Genomic DNA, 4,463 nt, shown 5'->3' with positions numbered 1-4,463 from the left:
GCCGCCCTCGATCATTGCTCGGCTTAGGATGAGCAACTAGACTCATCCTCGTGAATTCGGAATATCAGGAGGATTTTTATGTACGTGCCTTTGCAGCCGACTCTCGCGCTGGTGACCGGAATACTGATCTTGCTTGTGCCGCGCCTGTTGAATTATCTCGTGGCGATCTATTTGATCGTCATAGGCGTATTGGGATTGATGCATCGATAATCCACCCGGATGCGTGGGCGTTTATCGGATGGCGCTTGGAGATACGGTGCTCGTCTCAACGAAAAGCGGAAAGATCGTTTCATCCTAACAATCACGAGGAATAGCCCTTGAAAAAAGCTCTCCTGTTCACCCTTTTGTTCTCCGGTGTCGCCCAGGCCGAGGAAATTGGGTGCGTCACAACCGCTTGGAAGCTGATTGGCGCCAACCACAAGATTTGCGTCGATGCGTTTGCCGATCCCAAAGTCCCCGGTGTGACTTGTCACATCAGCCAGGCCCGCGCCGGCGGCATTTCCGGGGCCGTAGGACTAGCGGAAGATCCGTCCAAGTTCAGCCTGGCTTGCCGCCAAACCGGACCGATCACGTTACCGGCAGAGCTTAAGAGCGGCGAGAAAGTCTTTTCCGAAGATACCTCGGTCTTTTTCAAGACGACCGATGTCGTCCGCATGGTCGACACCAAGAACAACACACTCGTTTATCTCGCAATCAGCCGGAAAATCATCGAGGGCGCACCGGCCAGCAGCTTGTCCACCGTGCCTTTGATGCCTTGGGGCGGCAGATAAACCAGCCCCGGCTTCGGCACGATTTGAGTATTCGATACACGCACCTCCCTCTTAGCTTTCCCTGCCCACGCAATAGGCTAGGTATCCGATCAGCGCCAAGAGTCCGATTTCCCCCGCAAAGTCGCCCCAGGTGTAAATACTGAAGCAATCCGGTACTGTTCCAAGCATTTCGAACCCGCCGATGAATGCCGTGGCAAAAATGAAAACGAGGACCAGCAAATAGAATTGTTTCTTGCTGAGTAATGGGTCAAACATAATTGCTCCCTAGTGGACTGTGCCCTGCCTAATCGGCGCTCGACTCGGTCGGCGAGTACACCGTGGGTTGGCGTTGTTTACCAAGCGGCTGTTGAGAGTTCAAAGCAAGTAGCACCGATGGCCACCAAGACTTATGACGTAATCGTGATCGGCGCCGGGGTGGTCGGCGCGGCGGCCGCGTATCACCTCGCCCAGCGCGGGCAGCGTATCCTGGCATTGGAACAGTTCGAGCTCGATCATCCGATGGGAAGTTCTTACGGTGAGTCGCGCATTATCCGCTACGCGTACAAGGACTCCATATACGTAGACATGGCGAAAGAAGCGTTCCCGATGTGGCGCGACCTGGAGCAGCACAGCGGCAAGCGCTTGCTGACGCCCTCCGGCGGCTTCGATTTCGGTCCGGCGGATTCCCCCTCGCTGCTGGCCACGCGCGATCACTTGGCCGCCGCGGGGATCGCTTACGAATGGCTCACCGCGACCGAGGCCGCCCGGCGTTTTCCGCAATTCCGGCTAAACCAGGATATGGCGGCCATTTATCAACCGGACGCGGCGATTCTGAACGCTTCGGCTTGCGTACGGACGCTGGCGGAGATGGCGCAGAACTACGGTGCCGTGCTGAAAACGAAGTGTCCGGTGACGAAGATCGAGCCGTTGAGCGACTCGGTCCGCGTGCAAACTCCCAAAGCCGGATTCAGTGCGAGGCGGGTGGTCATCAGCGCAGGCGCGTGGGCGGGAAAGCTGCTGCAAGCGCTGGACTTGAATCTGCCCCTCACGCCGACCCGACAGGAACAGATGTTCTTCGAACCGGCCCGGCGCGCCATGTTCTTGCCGGGGACGTTTCCGGTGTTTATCCATCACCAGGACCCTTGGATTTATGGGCTGCCGGATATGGGTACCGGACTCAAGGTCGCCATCCACAACCTGAGCCACGCCACCGACCCTGATGACACCCGCCATGCGCGGGATGAGGCGTCCGTCGCCACGGTACGGGAGTGGGTGAAGCGCTTCTTACCATGGGGCGACGGCCCGATTCGCGAGCGGCGCGAATGTCTGTACACGATGACACCCGACGAACATTTCATCATCGATACGCATCCGGCCTATCCCAACGTGGTCATCGGCTCGCCGTGCTCAGGGCATGGCTTCAAGTTCGGCATCTTGACCGGACGCCTATTGGCGGACTTGGCTCAAGGGCGTGCGCCGACGCAGGAGCGATTCAAGGTGCGGCGGTTGTTGGGATGACGAAACCACCAAGGCGCATACTGTCTCGAAAATTCGTCATGTAGGCTGGCGAACATGGCAGTGGTGGAATCAGCCGAGATTGGAGACTTCGAGGATCTTGTCGGAACCGGGCGGTTGAACGGTTTTTGCGACAAGCTGCTCCCATTCATGCGCGAGCTGGCCCGACCGCTCGGTTTTGCGGCAAGCGAAGTCGCGTGTGCTCGCCTTTTCGCTAATCGGGAGAGCTACGGTCTAATGCGGGTCTAACTTAGACCTGTTTCCGCTCTAAGGGGTATACCGATGAGCCGAGGAATCACCATGAACCGGCGCCGTTTTCTGCAATTGGCGGGAATTGCTGCGTTTACGGCGGGCAGCTTTCCACGGTTTTTATTTGCGGAATCCACGAGACCGCCGAACAAAGCCTCCCCGAATTTCCATCCTGATGTCGAGATCGACTTGGCCGCACGGGAAGGCTCCATGGCGATCCTGCCGGGCCAGGAAACCAGGATCATGAAATATCACGGTAGCCTGGTCAAAGGACCCGAGGGGGCCGTGAAGAACATTCCGGGCAGTTATCTCGGCCCTGTTTTCAATCTGCGAGCGGGCCAGAAAGTTCGCATCAACTTCCACAACGCTCTTGCCGAGCGCAGTATCGTGCACTGGCACGGCCTGCACGTTCCTCAAAACATGGATGGCCATCCCATGTACGACATCGTACCCGGGCAAACCTACGTTTATGAGTTCGAGGTTAGAGGCCGAGCGGGCACCTTCTGGTATCACTCCCACGCCCACGAACGGACAGGCGAACAGGTTTACAAGGGTCTGACCGGTTTGATTCTCGTCAGTGATGGAGAAGAGCAGGCATTGAGGCTCCCGAACGGTGCACACGATATTCCGCTGGTGATTCAGGATCGCAGCTTCGATAGCCAAAATCAGCTCAGATATCTCGGCAGCATGCCCGAACGGATGAGGGGCTTTCTCGGCGACCAAATCCTCGTCAACGGCCGGCCCGATTTCATGCTGCCGGTGCTCACCCGCACCTACCGCCTGCGCCTGCTCAACGGCTCCAACTCACGCATCTATAAACTGGCCTGGAGCGATGGAATGCCGATGACCGTCATCGCCACCGATGGCGGTCTGTTGGAGGAGCCCGTTACCCGTTCCTATATCACCCTGGCTCCCGCCGAGAGAATCGAGCTTTGGGTGGATTTCGGCAAACACAAGGTCGGTGACGAACTGGCCCTGCGCAGCTTGGCGTTTACCGGGGCGGTTCACGTGATGGGCGGTGAACCGCAGGGCATGGGAATGAGGGGGCGGCACGGCGATGAAGGCCATGGAGAACACGGCGGCCGTGGCATGATGGGCGGTGGAGGCATGGGCCGCGACATGATGGGCGGCATGATGCATCAGGGCAGATTACCGTTGGGCAGCGAGTTCACCGTGTTGAAAGTACGGGTTGAACAGGCCGTGAATGACGACCACGTATTGCTCAGACGCCTATCGACGATCCCTCGTTATCAAATCGCCGAGGCAGAAAATCCGAATCATCCCCGGGTTATCAAGCTGCGGATGGAACACATGCGCTGGACGCTCAACGGCAGAACGTTCCTCATAGAGGAAGCAGCGCCCGATGAGATCATCAGACTCAACACCATGCAGCTCATCGAGTTCGATAATAGCCATGGTGACGGCCACATGATGCACCTGGCCCACCCCATGCATTTCCACGAACAGCCGTTCCAAGTGGTGAAACGGGAAATCGATCCCGATTTGAAGGAACAGCATAAGTCCCTGAGCGGGGGATTCATCGACAGCGGCTGGAAGGACACCGTGCTGGTCATGCCGGGGGAGAAAGTCACGCTGCTCAAGCGTTTCGATGACTTCAAGGGTTTGTATCTGTATCACTGCCACAACCTCGAGCATGAGGACCAGGGCATGATGCGGAATTTTCTCGTCAGCTGATCAGATGGGCGACTATAAAGAGATTCAGCAGCGCGATAGGATTGTTCATTAATATCAAATTCAACCTCCCTCTCTCTTTTGCCCTCCCCGATCTCGAGGTCATAGCTTGTGACGGTGAGTTATGCTCGAAAGTTGTGGATGAGGGGCTGAGGTAGGCGGCGTATTCTGGATGGTCTTCGAGGTCATCCATTCCTGTTGAGAGGAGCGAATACGCCATGAGTGAAGATAAGGTCATTCGGTTGAAGAGTCCAGGGA

Annotated in this window: 6 protein-coding genes; 4 read left to right on the top strand and 2 right to left on the bottom strand. The window is 57.2% G+C overall.

Going from position 1 to position 4,463, the window contains the following annotated elements:
- Window positions 1-78 precede the first annotated feature (78 nt).
- Together VEB01_RS01710 and VEB01_RS01705 are read left to right on the top strand one after the other, a co-directional pair.
- Window positions 79-210, top strand: coding sequence for a DUF3096 domain-containing protein (locus tag VEB01_RS01710; protein WP_324872379.1), 132 nt, complete (start codon window positions 79-81; stop codon window positions 208-210).
- Between the two features lie 107 nt (window positions 211-317).
- Window positions 318-770 (top strand): CreA family protein, encoded by a 453-nt coding sequence (locus tag VEB01_RS01705; RefSeq protein WP_324872378.1) that lies wholly within the window; start codon window positions 318-320, stop codon window positions 768-770.
- Between the two features lie 51 nt (window positions 771-821).
- On the opposite strand, the gene VEB01_RS01700 is transcribed toward VEB01_RS01705, so the two are convergent.
- Complete coding sequence (locus VEB01_RS01700; RefSeq protein ID WP_324872377.1) at window positions 822-1,025, bottom strand: hypothetical protein; 204 nt, start codon at window positions 1,023-1,025, stop codon at window positions 822-824.
- Between the two features lie 117 nt (window positions 1,026-1,142).
- On the opposite strand from VEB01_RS01700, the gene solA reads away from it, so the two are divergent.
- Both solA and VEB01_RS01690 read left to right on the top strand, forming a co-directional pair.
- Complete coding sequence (gene solA / locus VEB01_RS01695) at window positions 1,143-2,267, top strand: N-methyl-L-tryptophan oxidase (protein WP_324872376.1); 1,125 nt, start codon at window positions 1,143-1,145, stop codon at window positions 2,265-2,267.
- Between the two features lie 297 nt (window positions 2,268-2,564).
- A complete protein-coding gene (locus tag VEB01_RS01690; protein WP_324872375.1) occupies window positions 2,565-4,208 on the top strand; it encodes a multicopper oxidase family protein in 1,644 nt (547 codons plus the stop codon).
- Here VEB01_RS01690 and VEB01_RS01685 read toward each other — a convergent pair.
- A partial coding sequence (locus VEB01_RS01685; RefSeq protein ID WP_324872374.1) for a hypothetical protein occupies window positions 4,201-4,463 on the bottom strand: 263 nt, incomplete at its 5' end. The genes VEB01_RS01690 and VEB01_RS01685 overlap by 8 nt on opposite strands.

The organism is Methylocaldum sp. (assembly GCF_035627495.1).
In the GTDB taxonomy this organism is placed as follows: Bacteria; Pseudomonadota; Gammaproteobacteria; order Methylococcales; family Methylococcaceae; genus Methylocaldum.
This window is presented reverse-complemented; position numbering and strand designations above follow the sequence as displayed.